Genomic DNA, 18,705 nt, shown 5'->3' with positions numbered 1-18,705 from the left:
GTCCCGCAGTAACGCGAATGGGGCGGCGGTCACCGGGTAGGGCGGGCCTGAACGGTCGACAGGGAGCTACCGATGAACGATCGACTACCGGCTGAGGCTGAGCTGGCCTGGGAGGACTTCCACCGGCTCGTCAACATGACCTCCGACGAGCTGCGAACCTGGCTGCTCACGGACGCCTCGGGCGAGGAGGCCTTCCCGGCGGACGGCCCGGGCCCGGGAGTGTCCGAGCTCGGCGCTCGCGTGGTGGACGTGCTGCGCAAGCGGAAGGTCGACCTGACCGAGGACGACGCCGAGGTGATGACGGAGGTCGTCGACTTCGTGGAGGACCGCCTGGAGCACCGTCCGCCGAACGAGGAGCGGGACGAGGAGTGGCGGCACGCGCTGATGAGCGTGGGGCACGACCCGCTGCGTCCCGAACCGTCCAGCGCATAGGAGGCGAGGATCATGCCGAACCCGCAGCAGCCCGAGATCCGGCGGTCCGAGCGGACCGCGGTGACGGACGAGCCCGCGCCGGAGGCCGCCGACCCGAAGTCGACGAGGCGGAAGGGCCACGCGCACGGCACCGACAAGGGGAACAAGGGAGGCGGCGAAGGCGGCGGAACCCCGCCCGACCAGCAGCCTCCGCATCCCGAATAGCGGGCTTGCCGCAGGCCGCCCCGGAGTCTCCGGGGCGGCCTGCGCGGCTCAGGGGACTTCGGTCTGCGGGCTGTAGCCGTCGTCCTCGCCGCCGGGGGTGCCGGCTTCGGCGATCGGCGGGTCGGTGGGGCCGGGCGTGTGCTCTTCCCCGAAGTCGTCGTCCGTCTCCTGCGGCGCGCCCGCCTCGGCGCGCCGGTCGGCGAGCGGTCTGTCCTCGTCACGCTTGCGTTCGGTCATCGGCCCTCCTCAAGGGCGGGGCGGGCCCCGGCGGGCCGCCCCGGGACGTTCAGCCGCGCGCTTTGCCGATGGCGTCGCGGACGCGGTCGGCGACGGCCGCCATGGGACCGACCGCGAGGTTCTTGGCGGGCGACTCCGTCCCCTGATGGGGATGGGTCGGCGCGACCGCCTCGGCGGCCTTGACGGCCTTGGCCAAGCCGCGCATCTGCTCGGGCGTCGCCTCGCGTGCGATGCGCGGGAACTCTTCCTTCTCCTCGTGCGAGGCGTGCGCCTCCAGGTCCTTGTGGAACTTGGAGAACCGTTCTTGGAAGTCGGCCGAGTCCGGGTCCATCTTCTCCAGCTCGGTCAGGACGCCCTTGGCCTTGTTCTCCTCCTTGAGACGATCGTCCACCACGTGGGAGCCGTTGCCGATGGCGCGCCGCGCGAACGGGTGGACGACCTCCTCCTCGGCGGTCTCGTGCACGGCGAGGAGCTCGCGCAGCCGGTCGAAGGCGTCCTTGCGTACCTGGCCGTGGTTCCTCTCCACGGTCGACGCGAGGTGGCGTATCTGCTCGTGCTGCGAAAGCAGCAGGTCAACAACGTTCTCGGCCGGGTCGGCCATGATCAACCTCCTGGTTCGGGTCCGGTTCGGGGCGATACCCGGCCGGCGGGCTTCAACCCTCCGGGCGCCGCGGACGGCTGAGTAGGGTGAGTTCATGCTTCACGGGCGGGACCGGGAACTGGCCGCGATCGACGGGCTCCTCGGGCGGGTCCGCGCCGGGCGCAGCGGAACCCTCGTCCTGCGGGGCGAGGCCGGGATCGGGAAGTCCGCCCTCCTCGACCACGCCACCGAGGCCGCGGGCGACATGCGCGTCCTGCGCGGGACGGGCGTCGAGTACGAGAGCGCGATGCCGTACGCGGGCCTTCATCTGCTCCTCGGCCGGCATCTCGACCGGGTCGGCGGGCTCCCGGACGCGCAGGCCCAGGCGTTGCGCGCCGCCCTCAACATGGGCGGGCGGCTCGGCGAGGGCGACCGGTTCCTGGTGGGGCTCGCGGTGCTGACCCTGCTGTCCGACCTGGCCGAAGAGCGCCCCCTGCTGTGCCTGGTGGACGACGCCCACTGGGTGGACGGCCCGTCCGCCGAGGCCCTGCTGTTCGCCGCGCGTCGCCTGGAGGCCGAGCCCGTCGCGATCGTCTTCGCGGCCCGCGACGCGGACGCGCTCGAGTTCGCCGCGCCGGGCCTGCCCGAGCTGCGCCTGCGCGGGCTCGACCGGGACGCCGCGGCCGGGCTGCTGGCCGAACGCGCCACGGACCTCCCCCGGCACCGCCGGGAGGAGGTCCTGAGCGCGGCGATGGGCAACCCTCTCGCGCTGCTCGAACTGCCGGGCCGGGGCGGGCACGGGCCGGCGTACGAGCGGATCCGGCGGTCGTTCGCCGAGCGGATCGCCGAGCTGCCGGAGCCGGCGCGGCGCCTTGTCCTGCTGGTGGCGGCGGACGATCTCGGGGACGCCGGCGTGGTCGTCCGGGCGGCGCGGCGGTTCGGCGCGTCCATCGACGACCTGGAGCCCGCCGAGCGCGAGGGCGTGCTGCGCACCACCGCGGAGGGGCGGCTCGAGGTGCGGCATCCGCTGATCCGCACGGCCGCCATCGGGGACGCGACGCTCAACGTCCGCCTGGCCGCGCATGAGGCGCTGGCGGAGGCGTACCTGGAGCGCGGCGACGAATGCCATCACGCGTGGCATCTGGCCCGGTCGGTGACGGGCCCGGACGAGCATGTCGCGGCCGTCCTGGAGAAGACCGCCGAGACGGAGCGGAACGCGGGCGGCAACGCGTCCGTCGCCGCCATGTACGAGGGCGCCGCCGCGCTCAGCCCCGACCAGGCCGAGCGCGGCCGCCGGCTGGCGGCGGCCGCGCGCGCCTCCGCCGACGCGGGGCTGCCCGGGCGGGCGATCGAGCTGGCGGCCCGCGCGGAGGCCGACCTGCCCGATCCGATCGCACGGGCTGAGCTGACGCTGATCCGCGCGACCCTGGCGGACGAGCAGGACCGGACGCGGGACGCCCACCGGCTGTTCGCGGAGACGGCGGCGTCGGTCGCCGCGCTCGATCCGCGGACGTCCGGCTACCTGTACTTCCAGGCCGCGTCCGCCGCCGCGAACGCGGCGGACTTCGCCGCGCTGGACGACATCGTCGCCGAGGGGACGCGCCTCGGCGTGCCGAACGCGTCTCATCTGCGGGCGCTGAGCCGGGTGTTCGCCGGGCAGAACCCGCTGGCGGACGGCGGCGATCTCGCGGAGGGCATCGCGGGGCTGCGCGAGCTGATGGACGGGATGAGCCTCTGCTACGCGCCACGCGACCGGGTCCGGGTGGGCATGTGGCACCTCATGATCGGGGACGTGCGGGGTGCCGCGGAGGCCGCCGCCGCGCTGGAGCGGCGGTTCCGCGACCAGGGCGCGATCGGGCTGCTCGCGTCCGCCCTGATGCTCCGGTCCCGGACGGACCTGCTCCTCGGCCGGCACCGGGAGGCGCTCACCGGCGCGACGGAGGGGGCGCGGATCGCCGCCGACACCGGGCAGCACCGCATCCGCGTCTACCTCGACACCGTGCTGGCGCAGCTCGCCGCGATCGAGGGCGACGAGGAGCGCTGCACGGAGCTGACGGAGGAGGCGCTGGCGCGGGCCGTCCCGCCGAGCAACGTGCACGCCGCGGCGGCCCGCAGCCTGCTCGACCTCGGGCTCGGCCGATATGAGGCGGCCCTCGAACGGCTCGCGGACGTCGTCGCCGGGCCGAACCGGCAGGGTGCCATCGCAGCTTTGCCCGACCTCGTCGAAGCGGCCGTCCGGGCCGGGGCTCCGGAGCGGGCGCGGGAGGCGGCCGACTGGTTCGGCGGGTGGGCCGCGCAGGTCGGCCGACCGTGGGTGCAGGCGATCGCCCTCCGCTGCGCCGCCCTCCTCGACCCTGGCGACGCGCCCTTCTCGCGTGCTCTGGAGTTGCACCGGGAGGGTGGTAGCGCCTTCGAGCAGGCGCGCACCGAGTTGCTCTACGGGGAGTGGCTCCGCAGGTCACGGCGCCGGAACGACGCGCGGGCCCGGCTGCGTCCGGCACTGGAGACGTTCGAGCGGCTCGGTGCCGTGCCGTGGGCGGAGCGTGTCCGGACGGAACTGCGCGCCGCCGGGGAAAGCCTCGCGGACGGGCAGGAGCGAGACGATCTGGCCGCCCGCCTCACCCCGCAGGAGCTTCAAGTCGTCCGGCTGGCGGCGGAAGGGCTGAGCAACCGGGAGATCGGTGCGCAGCTCTTCCTCAGCCCCCGGACGGTCGGCTACCACCTCTACAACGCCTACCCGAAGCTCGGCGTCGCCGTCCGCGCCGAGCTCGCCCGCCTCGACCTCGCCTAGGCTCTGGCGTGCACGAACTCGATGAGCGCGGGGACGTCCTCGCCCTCCAGGACGATCCCGAAATCCTCGGCCAGTGTCTCGGGCAGTTCCTCGGGAGCCAGCGTGCGGCTTTCGGTGGCGCCGTCCGGGCGGGTGACGGTCAGCGTCGTCCCGTCCAGAACGTGGAGGGCGTCGGGCGAGAACTTCTGCGTGAACGGGCGGGCGGTGAACGGTGAGCGTGCGTTGGTCGAGACGTAGTAGTTGAACACGTCGAAGTCGATGCGGAACGTCTCGTTCAAGGGGAACGTGTGCCGCTGCACCCATCCGTCCGGGCCGCGCTGGTGCATCTCCCAGCCCGCCGTGTTGGGCTCCCGGGTCGTCACAGTGCGTCCGCGCTGAATCCGGAACCCCCAGCCGTCCTGGACGACCTCCTCGCCGTCGGTGAACCGCAGGGGTTCCAGCGGACCGGCGCCGAACCCCACGTCACACAGCCACGCCGGGTCGTCCCGTGACGCGTCCGGCGGGCGGACGTGCAGGAGCGCATGCGTGGACGGGCGCAGCTTCGGCGACCCGAGCGTCACCCGGGCCGCCAGCGCGGTGACCTCGTAGCCCAGCTTCTCCAGCACCGCCGCGAACAGCCGGTTGTGCTCGAAGCAGTAGCCGCCGCGAGGGCGTCCGACCAGTTTGGCCTGGACGGCGTCCAGCGACAGGTCGACCGGCCGCCCGAGCATGATCTCCAGGTTCTCGAACGGGATGGACGTGACGTGCGCGCGGTGCAGGGCGCGCAGGGTCGCGACCGTCGGGGCCAGGTCGCCGTCGTGGCCGACTCGCTTCAGATAGGCGGGCAGGTCGAGCAGCTCGCTCTGCCACCCGTACCCGAGGTCCTCGCTCATGTTCTCCCTCTCGCCGGTGCTGGGCGTAACACCTGACCCTGCACGGATCCTTCCCGCGTCCCCAGGTCCGGCCGCCCTTGGAGCGTGAACAGGACACGGGGCGCGGTCCGTACATCAGGGGTGACGGGTGACCTTCCGGACGTGAAGGGAGCCGGGACGGGGAGGCGGTGCTGTGGTCGAGGCGCGGGACCGCGTGGTGATCGGCGAGATCACGTTGCCCGGCGTGCGGCGGTCGGTCGGGTGCGCACGGAGCTTCGTCCGGAACGTGGCGGCGGGCCATCCCGGACTGGACGACATGGTCATGGTGGTGAGCGAGACGGTCGCGAACGCGATCACGCACACGGCGTCCGGGCTGGAGGGCGGGGTGGTGACGGTCGTCCTCGCGGCCGGGGGCGGGGTGTACCGGCTGGAGGTCGCCGATGACGGCGCGGCGGGCGGGCGGCCGCACGTGCAGGACGAGACGGGGGCGGAGACGGGCCGCGGGATGCGGATCGTGGAGGCGCTCGCGTCGCGGTGGGGGTTCCGCTCGGACGGCCCTCGGACGGTGGTGTGGGCGGAGTTCCCGGCCCCGGCCGCCGCGCGGCGGGGCCGGGACCGGGAGGCGCCGGTCAGCGGCCCCGGTTGAGCTGCCGGGTCGGCATCTGCCGGGCGTTGCGGCGGTTGTTCGCGAAATTCGCCGCCCTGAAGTCGGCGTTGTTCCGCTTGCCCCTCTTCTTGGGCTTGGGGAAGGGGTCGTTGCTGATGGCACGCATGAAGAGAACACCTCCGGGCACGTCTGAATTCGGCCATGGAAGGGCCGTGGAAAAGGTGGGTGGGCGCACGGCGACATCGCAGGTCACATGAGTGCGCATGCGATGAGAGGGTGCCTTGAAAGGAATGGGAGCGGGCCCGTGGACAATGCCGGGGGCGGCTCGACCGGAGAATGATCACAGCTCCATGCGTAAGAGTTAGCCATAGGTCCGGTGGGGTGTCAACCCGTTAATTTCGCTCCGGTGTGAACCCGGAGGGGGGTGAGCGGCGATACAACACCGGGAGGCCTCATGAAGCTGCTCGCTTGGGTCGCCGTCGCCGCCGCGGCGGTGATGGTGACGGGGAGCCTGTCCGCGTACGGGTACTACTGGAAGCTGCAGAACGCCGTCCAGCAGGAGGACGTCGACGAGCTGATCGGCGGGAACCGGCCGAAGAAGCTGAACGGCGCCACCAACATCGTGGTGCTCGGGTCCGACACGCGGGAGGGCGCCAACGCGCGGTACGGGAAGGGCCTGCGGAACAAGCCGCCCGCGTCCGACACGATGGTGCTGCTGCACCTGTCGCCCGGCGGCGGGCAGGCGATCGCCGTCAGCTTCCCGCGCGACCTGATGGTGCCCATCCCGGCGTGCACGCGCAGGGACGGGACGAAGGCCCCCGGCAGCGGCGTCGCCATGCTCAACGAGGCGATCGCCCGGGCAGGGCCGGCGTGCACGGTCAACACGATCGAGCAGGTCACGAAAATCCGCGTCGACCATTTCGTGCAGGTCGACTTCGTGGGCTTCAAGCGGATCGCGTCCGCGGTCGGCGGCGTGCCCGTCTGCGTGACGGACGACGTCCAGGACAAGGACTCGGGCCTGAACCTCACCAAGGGCCGGCACAGGCTGAAGGGCGAGGACGCATTGGCGTACGTCCGCAGCCGGAAGGGTTTCGGGAACGGGAGCGACACCGAGCGCATCAAGCGGCAGCAGCATTTCTTCGGCGCGCTCGCCAAGGAGGGGATGAGCAAAGGCGTCCTCACCGATCCCGGGAAGCTGAACGAGCTGCTCCAGGCGACGGCCGAGTCACTGACCACCGACAAGGGGCTGACGGTCGCGGAGATGCTGAAGATCGCGCAGGGGATGCGCGATCTGGACGCCGGCAAGCTGCGTTTCGTCACCGTGCCGTCCGGGCCGTATCCGCTGGACAAGAACCGGGTGGCACTGACGCGTCCGGCGTCCGACCGGTTCTTCAAGGCCATTCGTGAGGACGTGGTGGTGCCCGCGCCGGCGAAGGCGCAGGGCGCGCGGCCGGGGAAGGTGCGGGTGTTCAACGCCTCCGACGCGGAGGGACGTGGTGCGCAGGTCGCCGCGCAGCTCAAGGACGCCGGCTGGCAGGTCGCCGGGGTCGGCAACCTCGGCTCCCGCACCCGGGCCACCTACGTCCGGTACGGGACGGGCGCGGAACCGCAGGCGCGGGCGCTCGCCGGGCTGCTGCCCGGCGCGAGGGTCGCGCCCCGGGCGAAGACGGCGCCCGGCGTCGTCGATCTCGTCATCGGGACAGGGTTCACGCGTGTCCGGACGTCCGGCGGCATCCCGGTTCAGCAGGGGGAGAGCCGGGCGAGCGACGAGGTGTGCGAGCAGGTGGCGTGATCTGTGGGGTGCCGGTCGTTGACGCCATGACCGGGCCGCCGACAGCCTGGAGGCATGCGCGTCGCGTTCGTGATCTATGACGGGTTCCAGATCCTGGACCTGACCGGGCCGCACGAGGTGTTCCAGCACACCGGGCGGTACGAATGCCTGGTCGTCGGGCCTCAGGCCGGACCGGTGACCGCGTCGGGCGGGCTGTCGGTGCACGCCCGGTTCGGCCCGGACCTCGCGCCCGCGGGCATCGACACGCTGGTCGTGGCCGGTGGGATCGGGGTCCGCGAGGCGCGAGGCGACGCGGCGCTCGTCGGCTGGGTCGCGGAGGTCGCGCGGACGGCGCGGCGGGTCGCGTCGGTGTGCAGCGGCGCGCTCCTGCTCGCCGAGGCCGGGGTTCTGGCCGGCCGCCGTGTGACGACGCACTGGCGCCGGGCGGAGCAGCTCCGGACCGAGTATCCCGGGCTGGTGGTCGACTGCGACCCGATCTTCATCCGGGACGGGCATGTCTGGACGTCCGCCGGCGTGACGGCCGGGATGGACCTGGCCCTCGCCCTCGTGGAGGACGACCACGGCCGGGAGGTCGCGCACGAGGTGGCGCGGGAGCTGGTGATGTTCCTGCGGCGCCCGGGCAGCCAGTCGCAGTTCAGCGTCCCGCTGTGGTCGGCGCAGCCCGCGACGGACCCGATCCGGGCGGCGGTGTCGTCCGTCCAGGCCGATCCGGGCGCCCGGCACACCATCGCCGACCTGGCGAAACGCTCCGGCCTCAGCGAGCGCCACCTGCAGCGCAGGTTCACCGCCGAACTGGGCGTCCCGCCCGCCGCGTACGTGGAGCGCGTCCGGGTCGAGGCGGCGCGGCGGGCGCTGGCGGAGGGGGACGAACCCGTCGAGACGCTCGCGCGGCGGCTCGGCTTCGGCAGGGGCGAGACGTTGCGCAGGGCGTTCCACCGGCAGGTCGGTGTCGCGCCGTCCGACTACAGGGACCGTTTCAGAGGAACGAGGGAGTACGCATGACCACATATGGACTGCTGGTCTTCGAGGAGGCCGAGGAACTGGACTTCGTGGGCCCATGGGAGGTGTTCACGGCGTCGGCGATGGTGCGCGACCAGGGAGACAAGGCCGTACTGGTCGCCGAGCGGACCGATCCGGTCCGCTGTAACAAGGGCATGAGGGTCGTGCCCGACCACACTCTGGACGACCACCCGGAGCTGGACGTCCTCCTGGTTCCGGGTGGACGTGGCGCAAGGGTGACCCAGCCGCAGAACCCGTCCGTCACGGGCTGGATAGCGAAGGTCGCCGAACAGGCCGACTGGGTGACGAGCGTCTGCACGGGCTCGATCCTGCTGCACGCCGCAGGCCCGGCCAAGGGACGCAGGGTCGCGACCCACTGGGGATCAGAGGACGCACTGGAAGCCCGTGGTGACGTGACCGTCGTCCGCGACGCGCGCTACGTCGTGGACGGCAACCTGGTCACGAGCCAGGGCGTCTCCGCCGGCATCGACATGGCCCTCTGGCTGATCGGACGCATCCACGGCCGCGACCACGCACGGACCGTGCGCCGTTACATCCAGTACGAGCCCGCCCCTCCGTACATGGCGGACGAACCCCTCTGATCGGAACGAACATTCCGCCAAAGCGGTGATGATCTTCGCTTATCGGCATAATCACGCGAATGGCGATATCGCTTCCGGTGAGGTTCCGCAGCGACGGCGTGCGTGTGGCGGTGGAGACCGATCCACTGCACGCCCCGCTGCGCGACTTCCTCATCAACGACCTGGGCGAGGACGTCTCGGCGATCGCGCGCGCCCAGGGCCGGCTGAACGGGGACGCGGCGCGGCCCTGGCAGGAGCTCTACCGCTACCACCGCCTCGACTTCGACGGGACGATCGTGCACGTCCGGGACGTCGCCGGATGGGCGTCCTGCGACCTCGACCCGGCCGTCCTCCGGCAGTGCCTGGACGAGTACCTCCAGCAGGTCGGCGCCCTGCAGAGCCGCCGCAGCCTCGAACGCGACCTCGGCCAGGCGCGCAACGGCGAGCCCGTGGCCACATCGCTCGCCCTCGGTTCCGTCTCCCCGCGGAAGCAGGGATGGGCCCTGATCCAGTCGCCCCGGGCCGTGCTCGAGGACTTGGCCGGGCTCACCCCGCACCCGGACGGATGCCTGCCGCACGGTGTCCTGGGGACCGGTTCCGGTCCGTGCTGGGCCGACCTCGCCGTCCTGGACGAATCGGGAACACGCCTACGCGGCGGCACCAAGACGTTCATGCCCAGGGGCATCGACCCAGAACGCCTCATGAGCGAACTGGGCAACGCCTTGACCCAAGCCCGCTTCATCAGCGCCGTCCCAGGAGCGTGGTCAGGAGTCGTCGCCGGCGTACCTGTGCACGGCTACGTCGACCCGGACGCTGTACTACGGCTCCCTTGCGAGCCCATCGAGATCGGTGGGGTCGCGAGGCACGTCAAGGTCTTCTTCCCGGAACTGGCGGATTCCGGCGTTGACCTTGAGTCCGCGGCGTCCAGCGCGAGCGCCTTCACCGAGTCGGTGTACGGGCCGGTTCACGTCCTCACGGCGTTCCTGCTTCACGACGTGCAGAGCCACCGTCACCACTTGGAAATCGTCCGCGCCGCGCATCCCGGCTGGGAGCACACGGGCAACGCCTGCCATCTGCGCGTCGACGCCCAGACCGTCCGCCTGGAGCACCTGTGGCTGCCCGGGCACGCCTGCGAAGTCCCGACGCGCGAGTTCGCAGGCGTCCTCTACGAATACGAACGCCTGACGACCGCAGCCTAGAAAACCGGGAAGGAGTGCCCTGTGGCCGTTTCGGGACGACTTGTGGACCGCCTCCTCGGCCTTCCCGAATCGCCGTCGCCGCACGCCGAGGTAGTCCGCGACCTGCGGGTGCCGATGCCGGACGGAGTCGTGCTCGTCGCCGACCTGTACCGTCCGCGCGGTGCGGGGCCGCTGCCGGTCGTGCTGATGCGCACCCCGTACGGCAAGGCGCAGGCATTCGTGCGGCTGTTCGCGGGCGTCCTCACGCGGCGCGGGTTCCAGGTCGTCGTGCAGAACGTGCGCGGCGTCCTCGGATCGGGCGGGCGGTTCCACGCCTTCCACGACGAGAAGGACGACGGCCTGGCGACGCTCAAGTGGCTTCGTGCGCAGCCCTGGTCCGACGGCAGGATCGCGATGGCCGGCGCCAGCTATCTCGGGTTCACCGAGTGGGCGGTCGCGCCCTACGCGGATCCTCCCCTGGAGGCGATGGGCCTCGGCATCACCGCCTCCGAATTCGCGAGCTCGTTCTACCCGGGTGGTGCGCTGGCCCTGCACAACACGCTCGTCTGGTCGTCGTTGATGGGAACGCAGGACGAGAGGAGGCGGCCGTTCCACCACAGGCGGGTTCGCCAGGCGATGCGCCACCTGCCCGTGGGCGAAGCCGATCTCGCCGCCATCGGACGCCCCGAGACGTTCCTCCGTGAGGTCGCGGCCCACGCCGAGCCTGGCGACGACTTCTGGAAGGGCACCGACCACAGTGCCGCCGTCCACGAAACCCCCACTCCCACCACGATGGTGACGGGCTGGTGGGACCTCTTCTTGCGCGGCCAGCTCAGGGACTTCGCCGCCCTTCACGCGGCGGGACGCCAGGTCCGCATCACCATCGGCCCATGGGGGCACGACGGGAAAGCCCTCCGCGCGACGCTCTACGACCAGGTGTCCTGGCTGAACGCTCACTTTAACGGCGACAAGGCCCAGCTCCGTCAGGCGCCGGTAAGGCTGCACCTGCAGAAGGCGAACACCTGGCTGGACTTCGCCCAGTGGCCCCCGCCTGAAACCAAGCCCACGCCGCTCTACTTTTCCGGCGGCCTCACTTGGGACCGGCCAGACGCGGCCCCCGCCACGTTCACCTACGACCCGTACGACCCCACCCCGAACATCGGCGGCCCGCTCCTGTCACCCGGCAAGGGGCGGCAACACGACAACTCACGGCTCGAACGCCGTGACGACGTGGTCGTCCTCACCGGTGCGCCGTTGGCCGAAGACCTCGACCTGATCGGCCCAGTCTCGGCGACGGTCCACGTCCGGACGAGCACTGGCCAGGGGGATCTCTTCGTCCGTCTCTGCGACGTCGACCGCGCCGGCGTCTCCCGCAACGTCACCGACGGCATCCTGCGCATCACCTCGGAAGGGATCGTGCGCGCCGAGATCGAGATGCATCCGACCGCGTACCGCTTCCTGCGCGGCCACCGGCTCCGCGTCATGCTCGCGGGCGGCGCTTTCCCCCGTTTCGCCCGCAACCCCGGAACCGGCGACCCCACGGGCAGGGCCGTCGCGTTCCGCCGCACCCGGTTCGAGATCCTCCGCGACCGGGACCACCCGTCCGCCGTCCACCTGCCCATCTGGGCCGGCTAGCCGTCCTGCCCCCTGAGGTCGGGGCGCGGCCGTTGAGCGCGGAGAGTATTCCGTTCGTCGCACACGGTAGTCCGTTCGCCGACGCGCCCGGGCAAAGCCTCGATGGGCCCGGGAGGTGCTCGCTACGTTCTTCACATCCGCCGAACGGCCGGTGCGAGCCGCTTCGGGGGGAGCGGCCGGTCCTGTGCACGCGCCGGGGCCGACACGGCGGAACGGGGGGAGAGGGGTCACTTCGGGGGGAGTGGCCCCTCCGTCCGTTTCCGGGCTTTTGTTAGTTCGCTATAAGGCCGTCCGCACGAAGGTAGCGCCGTGCGAGAAGTAAAGAAGGCCAGGGCGTCCCACAATTCTGGCACCCGCGAATTCCCACCCCCTCGCGGTTTCGGCTAGTGAAGGGTACGCCCCCCATGAACAGGCATCTGACGCATGCGTTCAGAGTGCTCCCAGCCGCCGTTCTCGCCGCCTGCGCCGCGCTCGCACCCGCCGCGAACGCGGCCGCCCCCGCCGGTCCCGCCGCCGCCCGCCTCGCCGCCAATCCCTATGAGCGCGGGCCCGCGCCGACCGAGGCGAGCATCACGGCGGAAAAGGGCCCGTTCGCCATCGAGAAGATCGACGTTCCGGCGGGCAGCGGCACCGGTTTCAACAAGGGCACCATCTACGCGCCGACCGACCTGAGCCAGGGGACCTTCGGCGCCATCGCCGTCTCGCCCGGCTTCGTCTCCCCGCAGGCGCTGATCGACTGGTACGGCCCCCGCCTCGCGTCCCAGGGCTTCGTCGTCATGACCCTGGAGACCAACAGCCTGCTGGACGTGCCCGCCGCCCGCGGGGAGCAGCTCCTCGCCGCGCTCGACTACATGACCGGCAAGAGCACGGTGAAGAACCGCATCGACACCTCCCGCCTCGCCGTCATGGGCCACTCCATGGGCGGCGGCGGGACGCTGGAGGCCGAGAACAGGCGCACGTCGCTGAAGGCCGCCGTGCCGCTCGCACCGTGGGACACCAACTACGACTGGAAGAACGTCCGGACCCCGACCATGATCATGGGTGCGGACAACGACGCCATCGCACCGGCGGACTCGATGGCGCACTCGTACTACCAGAACCTCACGTCCGTCCCGGAGAAGGCGTACCTGGAGCTGAAGAACGCCGGGCACCTGACCTTCAACTCGCCGAACACGACCATCGCGAAGTACGCCATCGCGTGGATGAAGCGGTTCGTCGACAACGACGCCCGCTACGAGAAGTTCCTCTGCCCCGCACCGAAGCCGGACACCAACATCGCGCAGTACGAGGGAACCTGCCCGACCGGCTGAGCCCGATCTCCTGTGGGGGGACGACCCCCCACACCCCTCGCAAGAGCAGGCCGGCCCGGCTCCCTCCGCTCCGCTGGAGCTCCGCTCCGGGAGCCGGGCCGGCGCCTGTGACGGCCGTCCGCCCGGTCGTCACCGCCGCCTCGTGGTCCGGGCGCCGGGGGACAGCCGCCGGTCGCCCGGATCAAGGCGGACGAGGTGATGCAGGAGCAGCAGCAGCTCGATCCGCCGCTCGGGGTCGAGCATGACGCCGCCGAGGGTCTCCTCCAGGCGCCGGATCCGGTACCGGACGGTCTGCTCGTGGACCATGAGCCGCTCCGCCGCGGCCACCGCGTTGTCGCGGCACTCCATGTAGGTCAGCAGCGTGCGCGACAGCGCGTCCCGCCGGTGCGGCGGCAGCCGCATCAGCGGCGCCAGCCGGGTGCTCAGCGCGACGTCGATCAGCTCCTCGCTCTGCGCCGCGACCAGGCTCGGCAGATGGTCGAGGCAGCGCAGCGGCTCCTTGCCCGGCAGCACGCCGCGCTCCACCAGCGCGAGCCCCTGCCGCGCCCAGCGCAGCGAGAGCGCGGCACGGGACGGCGGAACGGACGGGCCGATCGCCGCCCCGCGTGTCCCCTTGATCGCGGCGAGCAGCCGGTCCCGGCCGGGGCCGTCCGGGTCGGGGCATATCAGGTAGGGGCCCGGGGCGTGCCAGTCGACGAGGAACACGGGCGGCAGCACCGGGACGGCCTGGTCGGGGCCCGGCCGGAGCGCCACGGCGGCCAGCGTCCGCGGCACCGGCCAGCCGGCCGACTTCGCCAGCTCCCCGACCGCCTCCGCGCTGGCGGGCGGGTCCATGATCAGCAGATCGCGCAGCCGCCAGCGGAACCGTTCCCGTTCCCCGGCGAGCTCGCCCTGGGCGTTCGCGTACCCCTGGCCCGCGGCGCTGGCGATGCGCTCCAGGAACACGAACAGCGACTCGGTGAACGACCCGAGGGTGTCCAGCGACCAGCCGAGCCGCCGGGCGTCCTTGATGAACCGGCGGCAGGCGACCTGCCCGCTCACCCGGATCGCGGTCTGCAGCCCGTCCAGGCTGCGCCCCTGCCGCGCCTCGTACGCGCCGATCCCCTCGAAGATGCCGGTGACCGTCGCCCACTCCACGTCCGGGCGGCCGATCGCCTCCATGAACTGCCGGACGGTCTCCTCGACCGCCCACCGCATCCGGCGGCCGTACCGGCTCTCCGGCGGGCGCGCGTACTCCGGGACGAGCCCCTGGATCTCCTCGACCATCTCGACCGCCGCCGCCTCCAGGTGCGGCAGCATCGGGCCGGCGACCTCCTCCGGGAGCCCGGACAGCGGGAAGTCCCTACCAGCGGACGGGGTGGTCCGGCTCATCACGCGCCCTCCTGAAGCCCGGCCGGCCTGTCATGCGGGGACGATCCCCGGCCGCCGTTCTCCAGAGTCCGTTCCGGACGCGTGCGGCGATAGGCACGCGCGGAAAGTTTCGATGGTTCCGGATTGTCACCCCGCTGACAGCCGTGAACCGGCCGTGCGGCGTGTCGCGACGGCCCGGACACGGTTCCGGGACCGCGCCGGCGGCGGGCACCGGCACATGAAAGGAGATCTCCCCGCAGCGGGCCTCGCGGGGCACTACCGGAATTCTTCGTAAAAGAATTCCCGGGCCTGTTCAAATATTCCGGGACGGCGCGTCAACCGGGTGGAGATCGCGGTGTCCGGCGGACGTTCCCGACCTGACGGCAAATGGTCGTTCCGGCACCCGGGCCGGAAAACTTGACCCGGCGGAAGTCGACTTCGGGGCCCGGCTGCGAAATGGTCTCCCCCATGGATTCACGAATTCGAGCCGCCGGGGCGTCCGGGCCCACCGGGTGGCTGCTGGCCTTTCTCGGCGCCCGCGAGCAGGCGCTGCGCACGCACACCGGGGTCGCCGCCGGCCCCACCGAATGGCTGCTGGTCTTTCTGGAGGTCGAGCGCACCGAGCTCGCGGCCCGGCAGCGCCCCGCCCCCCTGCTGGCGCGGCGCGGCAGGACCGAGGAGTCCCCGTTCGGCCGGCTGACCGCCCGCAGCGCGTAAAGGAAGTCATGACCATCGAGATGCTCCTCGCCGCCCTGATCGGCGGCGCGATCGGCCTCGCCGAAGTCGTCGCGCGCTACCGCGACAAGCCCGTCTCCGCCCTGCTGTCCCCGGGCGGCCTGCTGTTCGTCTTCGTCAACGCCAGCGCCTCCATCGTCGCGCTGATCGCGGTGACCGCCACCGGCTGGACGTTCGGGCTGCCCCCGGCCACACCCCCGGCGAGCCTCATGGTCGTCCGGGTGATCGCCGCCGGGCTCGGCTCCGCGGCGCTGCTGCGGATGTCGTTCGGCCCCGCGCAGAGCAGGGCCGCAGGCACCGGCCCCGTCGCCCTCCTCAACGGCATCCTGCGGATCGCCGACGGCGAGCTGGAGCGCAAGCGCGCCCTCAGCCGGCTGTCGCACAACGACCTGTCGGGGCTGTCGTTCGAACGCGACCACGCGGCCCTCGCCGAGCTGTGCTGCCACCTCATGCGCGAGTTCGACCTGTCCGAGGCGCAGCGCCTCGGCGGCCTCGCGGCCGAGTTGAGCGGCCGCGACGACCTCACCGACGCCGACAAGCTGGACTGCTGGGGGCTGGAGCTGACGCGGCTCGTCGGCGAGCGTGCCCTGCGCCAGGCGGCGCGGCGGCTGCGGGACCGTCCCCGCGACGACCCCCGCCCCGCCGAGCGCGGCGACCGCCCGGCCGCGCCGCAGTCCGAGCACGACCACCCGCTGGAGACCATGCCGGTGCGCCCGTCCGCCGCCAAGACCTCCCGCCTCGCCGCGAGCACGAACGGCAGAACGGAACGCAAATCGTTCAGCGATGCCTGACACCCCGTGAAATACCGGTGCGTCCCCCTATCCGGGCGCACCGGTATTTGCGCTGGGACGGCCGCTACTTAGGCCGGACGAACAATGGCGGGACAACGTCGGCCTCGTCCCGCTGCTCCAGGGCCGCCGCGATGCGGTGCAGCGCCTCCGCCATAGAGACGAGCGCCTGCACCTGGGCTGCGGCCATGAGGTTTCCCGGCGAGGGATCGGCGGCCTGCGCCTCCGCGGCCGCGTCGCTGGCCTGCTGGCTCCACCAATGCACACCGCGATTCTATTCGCGAACCGAATGCGGCACATTCCGCCGCGCCGCCCGTTGCCGGCACCGGAGAAATGAAAGGCCCCGCCGTGAACACAGAACCGCGCGCCGCACCGCCGCCCGGCCCCGCGCCCTGGACCGGGAAGCCGGTCCGGCGGCTGACCGCCGCCGAACTCGCCGAGGCACTGGAGTACCTGGAACGCCACCGCCCCGAGGACGACGTCCTCGGCCGCGCCCTCGCCGGCGAGTTCGCCCGCCGTACCGCCGCCACCGAGTTCGCCACCCGAAGCACCACCACCACGCCTCCGGCGGCATCGGGTTTCGGCGGGAGCCGTCGTTCCGGTCCCTGAGTACACGACCCGGGCCGCGTGAGTTCAGCGGGGAGGGTATACGTCGGTGCATGGACGTACGACTGCGGAGGGTGTACGAGCCGGCCTCGTCCGACGACGGGAAGCGGATCCTGGTCGACCGCGTGTGGCCACGGGGCCTGTCCAAGGACAAGGCGCGCCTGGACGAGTGGGAGAAGGACGCCGCCCCGTCGACCGAGCTGCGCAAGTGGTACGGGCACGACGTCGACAGGTTCGAGGAGTTCATCCGCCGCTACGACGCCGAACTGGCCGAGCCCGAGCGCGCGTCCGCGTTCGGCCGCCTGCGGGAACTCGCCGGCCAGGGCACCGTCACCCTTCTCACCGCGACCAAGGACGTCGACCACAGCCAGGCCGCCGTCCTCGCCGCCCGCCTCCGCGACTCCGGCTGACGTCGCGCCGTCCCCCGGTCGCGCCGGTCGAGCGCGGCCGGGGTTTCTACGTGTCCTGTACAGGCCGCTTGAATTCACCGGACCACTGGATGGAACGATCCTTTCCACCGTCCTGATCATTGGACGTTCCATTAGCGCTGTTCAATGCCGCGGAAGAGTTCGTTTCGTTGTTTTCTCTCGATCCGGAAATGTTGAAAAGCGGCGATTGACCCGCTGACCGGCGAAGTTTACGCTCCCTTTGCGCAGGTCCAGCGAGGAGGAATCGCATGCGTAAAGGGATTGCCGTTTCCGCTGCCGCTGCAATTGCCGGGATCGCGGTGACCGCCGTGCCCGCGTCCGCCGCCCCGCTCCGGGCGCACGGCCCGGACGGCTTGACGATCGAGATCGCGACCGTCAACGGGTCGGGCTGCCCGGCCGGGACGGCCGCCGTCGCCGTGTCGGACGACAAGGAGGCGTTCACCGTCACCTACAGCGACTACATGGCCCAGACCGGCGGTTCCTCCGGCCCGACCGACTTCCGGAAGAACTGCCAGATCAGCATGAAGGTGCACGTCCCGCAGGGGTTCACCTACGCGATCGCGTCCACCGACTACCGCGGCTTCGCCTACCTGGAGCCGGGCGCCGGCGGCATCGAGAAGGCGAGCTACTACTTCCAGGGAATGCCGCAGACCGCCGCCGTCTCGCACAACCTGAAGGGCGCCTACGCCGACAACTGGCAGTTCACCGACACCAATGACGTCGCGCAACTCGTCTACAAGCCGTGCGGCGAGGAGCGCAATTTCAACGTCAACACCGAACTGCGGGTGCTCAAGGGAACCTCGGACCCTGCGAAGACCAGCTTCATGTCCATGGACTCCACCGACGGCAGCATCAAGACCACGTATCACTTCGCCTGGAAGCAGTGCCCTCCGCGGTAATGCCGGCCCTGGCCCCACAGTAAAGGAGAATGATCGATGCGCACGGGACTGACCGTTTCGGCGGCCTGCCTGGCCGCCCTGGCGCTGCCGCTGTCCGCCGCCCCCGCTTCCGCCGCGCCGGCGGACCCGCCGCCGCCCGACCGGATCGTCATCGACGTCCTCACCGTGAACGGGTCGGGCTGCCACGCCGGGACGGCCGCGGTGGCGACGGCGAGCGACAACACCTCGTTCACCGTGACCTACAGCGACTACCTGGCCCAGACCGGCGGGAACTCCGACCCGACGGACTTCCGGAAGAACTGCCAGATCAACCTGGCCGTGCACGTTCCGCAGGGCTTCACGTACGCCATCGCCGGTGCCGACTACCGGGGCTTCGCGCACCTGGCGGAGGGGGCGACCGGCATGGAGAAGGCGAACTACTATCACCAGGGCATGGCGCAGACGACGCCGGTCAGCCACACGCTCCGCGGCGGCTACTCCGACAACTGGCAGTTCTCCGACCGGACGGACGTCTCCGAGCTCGTCTTCAAGCCGTGCGGCGAGGACCGCAACTTCAACATCAACACAGAGCTCCGCGTCTACAAGGGCACCTCGGACGCGGCGCAGACGAGCTTCATGACCTTCGACTCCACGGACGGAAGCGTCAAGACGACGTACCACTTCGCGTGGAAGAAGTGCCCCGCCTGACCCGACCCCGCCCAC

At 71.6% G+C, this 18,705-nt stretch carries 22 protein-coding genes; 16 read left to right on the top strand and 6 right to left on the bottom strand.

All coding sequences use genetic code 11. The features are described from left to right. Positions 1-72 precede the first annotated feature (72 nt). Both ACQPXG_RS44175 and ACQPXG_RS44170 read left to right on the top strand, forming a co-directional pair. A complete protein-coding gene (locus ACQPXG_RS44175; RefSeq protein WP_433465106.1) occupies positions 73-432 on the top strand; it encodes a DUF3140 domain-containing protein in 360 nt (119 codons plus the stop codon). Positions 433-444: 12 nt separating this feature from the next. Further along, on the top strand, positions 445-636 hold the full coding sequence (locus ACQPXG_RS44170) for a hypothetical protein (RefSeq protein WP_433465105.1): 192 nt from the start codon (positions 445-447) through the stop codon (positions 634-636). 48 nt (positions 637-684) lie between these two features. Here the strand turns inward: ACQPXG_RS44170 and ACQPXG_RS44165 are convergent, their stop codons facing one another. Beyond that, positions 685-873 carry a hypothetical protein gene (locus ACQPXG_RS44165; protein WP_433465104.1) on the bottom strand — a complete coding sequence of 63 codons (189 nt, stop codon included), beginning with the start codon at positions 871-873 and terminating at the stop codon, positions 685-687. A gap of 49 nt (positions 874-922) precedes the next feature. Beyond that, positions 923-1,474, bottom strand: a complete 552-nt coding sequence (locus ACQPXG_RS44160; RefSeq protein ID WP_433465103.1) for a hemerythrin domain-containing protein — start codon at positions 1,472-1,474, stop codon at positions 923-925. A gap of 94 nt (positions 1,475-1,568) precedes the next feature. Here ACQPXG_RS44160 and ACQPXG_RS44155 point away from each other — a divergent pair, with 94 nt between their 5' ends. Beyond that, entirely contained in the window at positions 1,569-4,244 is a 2,676-nt protein-coding gene (locus ACQPXG_RS44155) for an AAA family ATPase (RefSeq protein ID WP_433465102.1), read from the top strand. Here ACQPXG_RS44155 and ACQPXG_RS44150 read toward each other — a convergent pair. Next, positions 4,241-5,116, bottom strand: a complete 876-nt coding sequence (locus tag ACQPXG_RS44150; RefSeq protein WP_433465101.1) for an arylamine N-acetyltransferase family protein — start codon at positions 5,114-5,116, stop codon at positions 4,241-4,243. The genes ACQPXG_RS44155 and ACQPXG_RS44150 overlap by 4 nt on opposite strands. Before the next feature lie 172 nt (positions 5,117-5,288). Here ACQPXG_RS44150 and ACQPXG_RS44145 point away from each other — a divergent pair, with 172 nt between their 5' ends. After that, entirely contained in the window at positions 5,289-5,741 is a 453-nt protein-coding gene (locus ACQPXG_RS44145) for an ATP-binding protein (protein WP_433465100.1), read from the top strand. Here ACQPXG_RS44145 and ACQPXG_RS44140 read toward each other — a convergent pair. Further along, complete coding sequence (locus ACQPXG_RS44140; RefSeq protein ID WP_433465099.1) at positions 5,725-5,868, bottom strand: hypothetical protein; 144 nt, start codon at positions 5,866-5,868, stop codon at positions 5,725-5,727. The genes ACQPXG_RS44145 and ACQPXG_RS44140 overlap by 17 nt on opposite strands. A gap of 288 nt (positions 5,869-6,156) precedes the next feature. On the opposite strand from ACQPXG_RS44140, the gene ACQPXG_RS44135 reads away from it, so the two are divergent. The 6 genes from ACQPXG_RS44135 to ACQPXG_RS44110 all read left to right on the top strand — a co-directional run bounded on the left by ACQPXG_RS44135 (position 6,157) and on the right by ACQPXG_RS44110 (position 13,197). Continuing rightward, a complete protein-coding gene (locus tag ACQPXG_RS44135) occupies positions 6,157-7,494 on the top strand; it encodes an LCP family protein (RefSeq protein WP_433465098.1) in 1,338 nt (445 codons plus the stop codon). A gap of 54 nt (positions 7,495-7,548) precedes the next feature. Further along, positions 7,549-8,496, top strand: a complete 948-nt coding sequence (locus ACQPXG_RS44130) for a GlxA family transcriptional regulator (RefSeq protein WP_433465097.1) — start codon at positions 7,549-7,551, stop codon at positions 8,494-8,496. Then, the gene (locus ACQPXG_RS44125; protein WP_433465096.1) at positions 8,493-9,095 is read left to right on the top strand and encodes a DJ-1/PfpI family protein; all 603 of its coding nucleotides are present in this window, start codon (positions 8,493-8,495) and stop codon (positions 9,093-9,095) included. Before ACQPXG_RS44130 ends, ACQPXG_RS44125 begins: the two co-directional genes overlap by 4 nt. A gap of 59 nt (positions 9,096-9,154) precedes the next feature. Beyond that, positions 9,155-10,273, top strand: a complete 1,119-nt coding sequence (locus ACQPXG_RS44120) for a hypothetical protein (RefSeq protein WP_433465095.1) — start codon at positions 9,155-9,157, stop codon at positions 10,271-10,273. A gap of 21 nt (positions 10,274-10,294) precedes the next feature. Beyond that, positions 10,295-11,887, top strand: coding sequence for a CocE/NonD family hydrolase (locus ACQPXG_RS44115; protein WP_433465094.1), 1,593 nt, complete (start codon positions 10,295-10,297; stop codon positions 11,885-11,887). 404 nt (positions 11,888-12,291) lie between these two features. Then, positions 12,292-13,197 carry an alpha/beta hydrolase family protein gene (locus ACQPXG_RS44110; RefSeq protein WP_433465093.1) on the top strand — a complete coding sequence of 302 codons (906 nt, stop codon included), beginning with the start codon at positions 12,292-12,294 and terminating at the stop codon, positions 13,195-13,197. Positions 13,198-13,326: 129 nt separating this feature from the next. Here the strand turns inward: ACQPXG_RS44110 and ACQPXG_RS44105 are convergent, their stop codons facing one another. Further along, a complete protein-coding gene (locus ACQPXG_RS44105; protein WP_433465092.1) occupies positions 13,327-14,568 on the bottom strand; it encodes a helix-turn-helix domain-containing protein in 1,242 nt (413 codons plus the stop codon). A gap of 447 nt (positions 14,569-15,015) precedes the next feature. On the opposite strand from ACQPXG_RS44105, the gene ACQPXG_RS44100 reads away from it, so the two are divergent. Both ACQPXG_RS44100 and ACQPXG_RS44095 read left to right on the top strand, forming a co-directional pair. Then, a complete protein-coding gene (locus ACQPXG_RS44100) occupies positions 15,016-15,264 on the top strand; it encodes a hypothetical protein (protein WP_433465091.1) in 249 nt (82 codons plus the stop codon). A gap of 8 nt (positions 15,265-15,272) precedes the next feature. Continuing rightward, positions 15,273-16,073 (top strand): hypothetical protein, encoded by an 801-nt coding sequence (locus ACQPXG_RS44095; protein WP_433465090.1) that lies wholly within the window; start codon positions 15,273-15,275, stop codon positions 16,071-16,073. A gap of 64 nt (positions 16,074-16,137) precedes the next feature. Here the strand turns inward: ACQPXG_RS44095 and ACQPXG_RS44090 are convergent, their stop codons facing one another. Further along, on the bottom strand, positions 16,138-16,335 hold the full coding sequence (locus ACQPXG_RS44090) for a hypothetical protein (RefSeq protein WP_433465089.1): 198 nt from the start codon (positions 16,333-16,335) through the stop codon (positions 16,138-16,140). Between the two features lie 83 nt (positions 16,336-16,418). Between ACQPXG_RS44090 and ACQPXG_RS44085 the strand changes: the two genes are divergently transcribed. From ACQPXG_RS44085 to ACQPXG_RS44070, 4 genes are all read left to right on the top strand, one after another. Further along, positions 16,419-16,679, top strand: a complete 261-nt coding sequence (locus ACQPXG_RS44085) for a hypothetical protein (protein WP_433465088.1) — start codon at positions 16,419-16,421, stop codon at positions 16,677-16,679. Between the two features lie 50 nt (positions 16,680-16,729). Then, positions 16,730-17,086 carry a DUF488 domain-containing protein gene (locus tag ACQPXG_RS44080; protein WP_433465087.1) on the top strand — a complete coding sequence of 119 codons (357 nt, stop codon included), beginning with the start codon at positions 16,730-16,732 and terminating at the stop codon, positions 17,084-17,086. A gap of 266 nt (positions 17,087-17,352) precedes the next feature. After that, complete coding sequence (locus ACQPXG_RS44075) at positions 17,353-18,003, top strand: DUF4360 domain-containing protein (RefSeq protein ID WP_433465086.1); 651 nt, start codon at positions 17,353-17,355, stop codon at positions 18,001-18,003. 36 nt (positions 18,004-18,039) lie between these two features. Continuing rightward, positions 18,040-18,690: a DUF4360 domain-containing protein gene (locus tag ACQPXG_RS44070; protein ID WP_433465085.1), complete on the top strand. Its 651-nt coding sequence runs from the start codon at positions 18,040-18,042 to the stop codon at positions 18,688-18,690. The last annotated feature ends 15 nt before the right edge of the window (positions 18,691-18,705 follow it).

The sequence above is a fragment of the Spirillospora sp. CA-128828 genome, assembly GCF_050945415.1.
GTDB lineage: Bacteria > Actinomycetota > Actinomycetes > Streptosporangiales > Streptosporangiaceae > Spirillospora.
Note: the sequence above shows the minus strand (reverse complement) of the source record. Positions and strands in the feature narration are given on the sequence as shown.

Bases quoted from the DNA above. Each gene is read 5' to 3' on its own strand.
- ACQPXG_RS44175 (WP_433465106.1), top strand. From the start codon at position 73: ATGAACGATCGACTACCGGCTGAGGCTGAGCTGGCCTGGGAGGACTTC.
- ACQPXG_RS44170 (WP_433465105.1), top strand. From the start codon at position 445: ATGCCGAACCCGCAGCAGCCCGAGATCCGGCGGTCCGAGCGGACCGCG.
- ACQPXG_RS44165 (WP_433465104.1), bottom strand. From the start codon at position 873: ATGACCGAACGCAAGCGTGACGAGGACAGACCGCTCGCCGACCGGCGC.
- ACQPXG_RS44160 (WP_433465103.1), bottom strand. From the start codon at position 1,474: ATGGCCGACCCGGCCGAGAACGTTGTTGACCTGCTGCTTTCGCAGCAC.
- ACQPXG_RS44155 (WP_433465102.1), top strand. From the start codon at position 1,569: ATGCTTCACGGGCGGGACCGGGAACTGGCCGCGATCGACGGGCTCCTC.
- ACQPXG_RS44150 (WP_433465101.1), bottom strand. From the start codon at position 5,116: ATGAGCGAGGACCTCGGGTACGGGTGGCAGAGCGAGCTGCTCGACCTG.
- ACQPXG_RS44140 (WP_433465099.1), bottom strand. From the start codon at position 5,868: ATGCGTGCCATCAGCAACGACCCCTTCCCCAAGCCCAAGAAGAGGGGC.
- ACQPXG_RS44135 (WP_433465098.1), top strand. From the start codon at position 6,157: ATGAAGCTGCTCGCTTGGGTCGCCGTCGCCGCCGCGGCGGTGATGGTG.
- ACQPXG_RS44130 (WP_433465097.1), top strand. From the start codon at position 7,549: ATGCGCGTCGCGTTCGTGATCTATGACGGGTTCCAGATCCTGGACCTG.
- ACQPXG_RS44125 (WP_433465096.1), top strand. From the start codon at position 8,493: ATGACCACATATGGACTGCTGGTCTTCGAGGAGGCCGAGGAACTGGAC.
- ACQPXG_RS44120 (WP_433465095.1), top strand. From the start codon at position 9,155: ATGGCGATATCGCTTCCGGTGAGGTTCCGCAGCGACGGCGTGCGTGTG.
- ACQPXG_RS44110 (WP_433465093.1), top strand. From the start codon at position 12,292: ATGAACAGGCATCTGACGCATGCGTTCAGAGTGCTCCCAGCCGCCGTT.
- ACQPXG_RS44105 (WP_433465092.1), bottom strand. From the start codon at position 14,568: ATGAGCCGGACCACCCCGTCCGCTGGTAGGGACTTCCCGCTGTCCGGG.
- ACQPXG_RS44100 (WP_433465091.1), top strand. From the start codon at position 15,016: ATGGATTCACGAATTCGAGCCGCCGGGGCGTCCGGGCCCACCGGGTGG.
- ACQPXG_RS44095 (WP_433465090.1), top strand. From the start codon at position 15,273: ATGACCATCGAGATGCTCCTCGCCGCCCTGATCGGCGGCGCGATCGGC.
- ACQPXG_RS44080 (WP_433465087.1), top strand. From the start codon at position 16,730: ATGGACGTACGACTGCGGAGGGTGTACGAGCCGGCCTCGTCCGACGAC.
- ACQPXG_RS44075 (WP_433465086.1), top strand. From the start codon at position 17,353: ATGCGTAAAGGGATTGCCGTTTCCGCTGCCGCTGCAATTGCCGGGATC.
- ACQPXG_RS44070 (WP_433465085.1), top strand. From the start codon at position 18,040: ATGCGCACGGGACTGACCGTTTCGGCGGCCTGCCTGGCCGCCCTGGCG.